The sequence below is a fragment of the Aeromicrobium sp. genome (genome assembly GCF_036675695.1).
GTDB lineage: Bacteria > Actinomycetota > Actinomycetes > Propionibacteriales > Nocardioidaceae > Aeromicrobium.
Map to the genome: position 1 here is coordinate 1 of NZ_JAKFEL010000081.1, position 4,617 is coordinate 4,617.

Genomic DNA, 4,617 nt, shown 5'->3' on the forward strand with positions numbered 1-4,617 from the left:
CAGCTTCCGCGACGAGTTCGGTCAGTGGGACCCCAAGAACCAGCGCCCCGAGCTGTGGAGCCTCTACAACGGCCGCCACCACAAGGGCGAGAACATGCGCGTCTTCCCGCTCTCCAACTGGACCGAGCTCGACATCTGGAAGTACATCCTGCGCGAGCAAATCGATCTCCCGGAGCTCTACTACGCGCAGACCCGCACGGTCGTCGAGCGCGACGGCATGCTGCTGGCTGTCAATCGGTTCATCGAACCGGAGAACGGCGAAGTCCCGTTCGAGGCGATGGTCCGATTCCGCACGGTCGGCGACGCCACCTGCACCGGCTGCGTCGAGTCAGACGCGGTGACCCGCGAGCAGGTCGTCGACGAAGTCGCTGCCGTACGCGTCACCGAACGTGGTGCGACCCGAGCCGATGACCGTATCTCTGAAGCTGGCATGGAAGACCGAAAGAAAGAGGGCTACTTCTGATGTCGCAGCTTCTGCGTATCGCCACGGCCGGAAGCGTGGATGACGGCAAGTCGACCCTCATCGGCCGGTTGCTGTTCGACGGCAAGTCGATCTTTGAAGACCAGCTGAGCGCTGTCACGACGGCGAGCGCTGCCCGCGGTCACGAAGGTCCCGACCTGGCATTGCTGACCGATGGTCTGCGCGCCGAGCGTGAGCAGGGCATCACGATCGACGTTGCCTACCGCTACTTCGCGACTCCCAAGCGCAAGTTCATCATCGCCGACACCCCAGGCCACATTCAGTACACGCGAAACATGGTCACCGGTGCGTCCACCGCGGACGTCGCGCTGATCCTGATCGACGCCCGTCACGGTGTGCTTGAGCAGTCGCGTCGCCACGCATTCCTCGCGACCCTGCTCGGCATCCCGCACGTCGTGCTCTGCATCAACAAGATGGACCTCGTCGACTTCTCCGAAGATCGGTTCAACGAGATCCGCGAGGAGTTCGCGGCATTCGCGACGAAGCTCGAAGTCGCTGACCTCACGTTCATCCCGATGTCAGCGCTCTCCGGCGACAACGTCGTCACGCACAGCGCCGCGATGCCTTGGTACGACGGACCAGCGCTGCTGCACCATCTCGAGGGTCTGCACGTCGCCTCCGACCGCAACCTCATCGACACGCGTATGCCTGTGCAGTATGTGATCCGTCCGCAACAGGCCGACTTCCACGACTTCCGTGGCTACGCGGGCACGATCGCCGGTGGCGTCTTTCGTCCCGGCGACGAAGTTGTCGCGCTGCCGTCGGGCTTCTCGACGACAGTCACCAATGTCCTCGGTCCTGGCGGGACCAAGCTGGACGAGGCGTTCACCGGTCAGGCCGTGACGATCGAGCTGGCCGACAACATCGACGTCAGCCGCGGCGACATGCTGTGCCGTCCCAACAACCGGCCGACGACCTCGCAGGACGTCGACGCGATGATCGCCTGGATGGACACCGACCTGTCGTTGTCCACCGACTCGACCTACACGATCCTGCACACCACCCGCGAGACTCGGGCTGCAGTCAAGAGCCTTGAGTATCGCCTCGACATCAACACCCTGCACCGTGACGAGAAGGCCACCAGCCTTGGTTTGAACGAGATCGGACGCGTACGTCTGCGCACGCAGAAGCCGCTGCACTTCGATCCGTATCGCCGCAACCGCGAGACCGGCGGTTTCATCCTGATCGATGACGCCACCAACCGGACCGTCGCCGCGGGCATGATCCTGGGCGAGACCCAGAGCGAGCCCAACATCGTCTGGCACAGCGGAGCTGTGACACGCGAGCATCGCAAGACGCAGGGCATGACGCTCTGGTTCACCGGCCTGTCCGGCTCGGGCAAGTCGAGCGTTGCGGTAGAGGTGGAGCGCCGACTGGTCGCAGCCGGCCAGCCCGCATACATCCTCGACGGCGACAACCTGCGCCACGGACTCAACGCCGGTCTCGGCTTCAGTCCCGAGGATCGCCAGGAGAACGTACGCCGCGTGGCAGAGGTCGCCAAGCTCATGGCCGATGCCGGCGTCGTCGCGATCGTGTCGCTGGTCAGTCCTTATCGCGAGCACCGCGACGCAGCACGCGCCGGCCATGAGGCCGACGGGCTGCCGTTCCTCGAGATCTTCATGGACACCCCGCTCGAGGAGTGCGAGGCACGTGACCCGAAGGGTCTGTATGCCAAGGCTCGCGCGGGCGAGATCCCGGAGTTCACCGGGATCAGCGCGCCGTATGAAGCTCCACAGCGGCCTGACCTGCTGTTGCGCCCGAGCGATGGCGACGTCGACGCACTCGCGACGGCGGTCATCGAACGGATGGAGCAGTGACCGACTCCGAGCTGGCGGCCTCTCTCGCGGAGCAGGCCGGTGAGCTGTTGCTCGATCTGCAGCGCACCTCGTCGCTGACCGGCAAGGAGCTCGGCAAGGCTGGCGACGCCAAATCCAACGTGCTGCTGCTGGATCTCCTGGCGGCCGAACGACCGAACGATGCTGTGCTCTCGGAGGAATCTGTTGACTCGCCCGCTCGGCTGTCGGCCGATCGGGTCTGGATCATCGATCCGGTCGACGGCACGCGTGAGTATGGGATGGAGGGTCGCACCGACTGGGCCGTGCATGTTGCCCTGTGGGAGCGCGGTGCGACTGGATCACAGATCACCGCGGCTGCGGTGGCGCAGCCCGCGCTGTCGACGGTCTATTCGACGGGCGTGTCCCAGGCGACGAGGGTGGAGCGCGAGACGCCGATCTTCCTGATGAGCGCCAGCCGCCCGCCGGCTTGGGGCGCAGCGGTGGTCGAGGCGTTCGGCGCCGATTCGCAGCCGATGGGATCGGCCGGCGCCAAGGCGATGGCGGTGCTCCGCGGTGACGCGGACGCGTACCTGCATGACGGCGGTCAGTGGGAGTGGGACTCAGCAGCTCCCGTCGGTGTCGCTCTTGCCGGTGGTCTGCACGCATCGCGCGTCGACGGGTCGCCGCTGACCTACAACGCTGCGCACCCCTATCTGCCGGACCTCCTCATCTGTCGAGCCGATCTCGCCGATGACCTGCTCGCGGCCATCGCCGCTGCCAGCTAGAGAGCGCCGACGAACGGAAGGCTCAGGGTGCAGACGATCGGTCGTGGGTGCGCCGGATCGAGGGCGTTGAGAACGTACAGCGTCGCGTTGCGATCGGCCGCGATCTCGAAGTGCTCTGAGTAGTCGATCGCGCAACGGTCCTGCAGAACGATGTTGGTCATGCCGACCTCGCTGCCGCTCGTATAGGGCCGCACCAGCTCGTCGTACTTGGTCATGATGTTGGTGTAGCGGACACCGGGCACGGCGACGCCACCCTCGCGGATCTCCTTGATGAATGACGAGCCCGGGTCCATCTCGCCGCAGGCCTCGCAGACTGGGACGGCCGAGGACTTCATTCCCAGAGCCTCGGCGAGCTGAGGTGGAAGGATCTCAGTTCCGTGCCACAGGGGAGCCAACGAGATGTAGTTGTGAACCTTCGAGGCACCGCCGAGGAACTTCAGGTAGTAGGCCGGCATCAGGGTTCCCTGCGAGTGCCCGATGAGGTCGACCTTGGCGGCACCGGTGGCCGCCCGTACGCGATCCGCGAACTCCTTGAGCTGTACGGCACTGGTGCGCATGCTCGCCATGCCACCGAGCGCGTTGATCGGGTAGGGCGCGGACAGGGCGCCGTACGTCAGGGCGAACACGCAGTAGCCGTTGTTCTTGAGCAGTGGACCGTACGTCTGCCAGTTGGTGCTCTGGTTGCCGGCTGTGCCGTGCACGAGGACGACTGGACGGGGATGTGCTGCCGACGGCTTGCACGTCCAGTCGTTCGTGCCGGGAGCGTTGGCATCCGGCATGCCTCCGAGGATCGCGGACGGCAGGAAGTTGTACGGCACAGGCAGCGGCTGGGTGGCCGCCGTCGCAGGTGATCCGGCAAGGACGAGGCCGATCAGGACAGCTGCGAGGGTGATCACTCGGCGCATACAGACTCCAATGAGAACGCGTTCTAGGAGTTCAACGATCTGACGGGTGGAACGTGACGAGATCTCAAGACTCACTGAGCGACAGCTGGGCAAGCCCGCTTGTGTTTACCTATTGGCGTAGGTGGCCGGGTTGGTTGCGTTGTAGCAGGGGTGGTGGGTCGCTGCGGTAGGTGTGTCCTGTTGGTGTCTGCCAGATGGTGGCCCTGCCCACGGATGTGACTCTCCATCCAGGCAGCGACTTCATGGAGTGGGACCATTTGCAGACCCCCTGACCATTGCCAGCCGTGGAGACGCCGCCAAGTGAGTGGTCGTGGATGTGGTCGTCGTCGCGAATCTTGGCGTCGCAGCCGGGCATCCGACAGATCTGGTCGCGGGTCCGGATGTATCGCCGGGTTGGGGAGTCGAAGCGGCGGCGGCGTGGTTCGCGGACGAGGAGGGTGCCGTCGACCGGGTCGGTCAGCAGTCGACGGATCGAAACGGTGGGTGCGTGGGCGATGAGGTCGTCCGACACGTCGGGCGAGATCGGTCCGTAGCCGACGAGATCAACCGGTTCGCCGTCTTGTCCGAGCATGGTGGGTGCGTCCATGACGAGCTGGATCTCAACATCGATCGCATCAGCGTGGGCCACTCCGGTGACTCGTTCGACCAGTGTCTGGGCCATGATCTGACCT

The 4,617-nt window shown here is 65.0% G+C and carries 5 protein-coding genes; 3 read left to right on the forward strand and 2 right to left on the reverse strand.

The annotated features are described in order from the left end of the window. From cysD to V6M39_RS05350, 3 genes are all read left to right on the forward strand, one after another. A partial coding sequence (gene cysD, locus V6M39_RS05340; protein WP_332642703.1) for a sulfate adenylyltransferase subunit CysD occupies positions 1-463 on the forward strand: 463 nt, incomplete at its 5' end. Next, on the forward strand, positions 463-2,298 hold the full coding sequence (gene cysC / locus V6M39_RS05345; RefSeq protein ID WP_332642704.1) for an adenylyl-sulfate kinase: 1,836 nt from the start codon (positions 463-465) through the stop codon (positions 2,296-2,298). The genes cysD and cysC, both read left to right, overlap by 1 nt. Beyond that, the gene (locus V6M39_RS05350; protein WP_332642705.1) at positions 2,295-3,041 is read left to right on the forward strand and encodes a 3'(2'),5'-bisphosphate nucleotidase CysQ; all 747 of its coding nucleotides are present in this window, start codon (positions 2,295-2,297) and stop codon (positions 3,039-3,041) included. Before cysC ends, V6M39_RS05350 begins: the two co-directional genes overlap by 4 nt. Here V6M39_RS05350 and V6M39_RS05355 read toward each other — a convergent pair. Both V6M39_RS05355 and V6M39_RS05360 read right to left on the reverse strand, forming a co-directional pair. Next, positions 3,038-3,946 (reverse strand): esterase/lipase family protein, encoded by a 909-nt coding sequence (locus tag V6M39_RS05355; RefSeq protein WP_332642706.1) that lies wholly within the window; start codon positions 3,944-3,946, stop codon positions 3,038-3,040. The two genes, V6M39_RS05350 and V6M39_RS05355, sit on opposite strands and share 4 nt — an antisense overlap. 109 nt (positions 3,947-4,055) lie before the next feature. Continuing rightward, on the reverse strand, positions 4,056-4,617 hold a 562-nt coding region (locus V6M39_RS05360), incomplete at its 5' end, for an HNH endonuclease signature motif containing protein (protein WP_332642707.1).